The sequence below is a fragment of the Bradyrhizobium sp. WSM4873 genome (assembly GCF_055811355.1).
The window spans coordinates 1-1,480 of the sequence record NZ_JBVVPS010000095.1 but is presented as its reverse complement, the minus strand read 5'-3'; the positions used below and the strand labels follow the sequence as shown (position 1 = coordinate 1,480).

Genomic DNA, 1,480 nt, shown 5'->3' with positions numbered 1-1,480 from the left:
GTAGATGGGGTAACGGGTCGGCCTCCGCGGCCAAGCCGCGCTAGCTACGGCGCTATGTGATGCGCGCGTCGCGCGGCTTGGCTGGAAGGTTGGCGGTCGTCCCTCACATGATGGTGTAGCGGAGTCGAGGCCAGGCCTTGCTCCAAGCATCGAGGAGAGACGACCATGGACCATTATGCCGGAATCGATGTGTCATTGGAATGCTCCAGCGTGTGCGTTGTTGATGGGACCGGGAAGATCGTTCGGGAGGCCAAACCCGCAAGCGAGCCGGAGGCGCTGATCGCCTGGTTCCGTTCGCTGGGGTTCGAGCTTTCCAGGATCGGCCTCGAGGCAGGACCGCTGTCGCAGTGGCTTTACGCGGCCATGAAGCAGGCAGGTCTCACCGTCGAGCTTCTGGAGACACGCCACGTGAGGAATGCCTTCGAGGCGATGCCGGTGAAGTCGGATCGCAACGACGCCCGCAACATCGCCCAATTGATGCGGCTCGGCTGGTTCCGGCCGGTGCATTGCAAATCGATGAGCGCGCAGGAGACCCGCGCGATGCTGACGGCGCGCAAGCTGATCCAGGCCAAGCTTCAGGACATCGAGAACAGCTTGCGAGGTATCTTGCGTGGCTTCGGCTTGAAGGTCGGCAAGACGACAAAACGCAACTTTGCGACACGGATCGGCGAGCTGGTGGCCGGCCATCCGGCCCTTGAGGCGATCGCCGCGGCGACGCTCGCGGTTCATATGGTGCTGCTGCGCGAGTTCAACGGTTTTGAGAAGCGGGTGCGGGCAATGTCGCTGCTGGATGCCAAGGCCAAGCTGCTGATGTCGACCCCAGCCGTAGGACCGATCATCTCATTGACCTACGCCAGCGCCATCGATGATCCCTCTCGCTTCACCTCATCGAAGCGGGCGGGGCCGCTGTTCGGATTGACACCGAAGAAGCACCAGTCAGGCGAGACCGATTACTCCGGCCGGATCAGCAAAAATGGGGACGCTTCCGTGCGCGAGGCGCTCTATGAGGCTGCTCACATCATTCTGACCAAGCCGATCAGGGGCTGTGCCCAGCTCAAAAGCTGGGCGATGCGGATCGCCAAGCGTGCCGGCATGAGCAAGGCCAAGGTAGCGCTGGCGCGCAAGCTTGCCGTCATCATGCTTCGGATGCTCAAGGACAACGTGCCGTTCAACTCAACTGCCAAGGCAAGTGCCATGGCGGTCTAAGCAGGAGCAAACAGGCTTTCGGGCGGGTACCACACCAGCCTTCCCGATGCGAAGTCCCTTCGCCGGGACGATGGATCAGGCCAGGCCGTCATCCGGGTTGTCGACGCATCCAATGATGCGATCACGCTTCCGTAGATTGGCCGGCCTGCTCCTCTCTAGAACCCCATCAGGTGACGGCCACCGCGCCGATCCCGTACAGAAGCAGGTTCCCGGCGAGAGGATGCCGCAAAAAGGGATTGACTAACCAAGGCCCGTTACAGAAGCCCGGATGGAG

1 protein-coding gene is annotated in these 1,480 nt (G+C 62.0%); it reads left to right on the top strand.

Features of this window, described 5'->3' with window-relative positions; all coding sequences use genetic code 11:
• Nucleotides 1-165: 165 nt before the first annotated feature.
• Nucleotides 166-1,206 carry an IS110 family RNA-guided transposase gene (locus tag AC0L21_RS37870; RefSeq protein ID WP_473267070.1) on the top strand — a complete coding sequence of 347 codons (1,041 nt, stop codon included), beginning with the start codon at nucleotides 166-168 and terminating at the stop codon, nucleotides 1,204-1,206.
• Nucleotides 1,207-1,480: the final 274 nt, after the last annotated feature.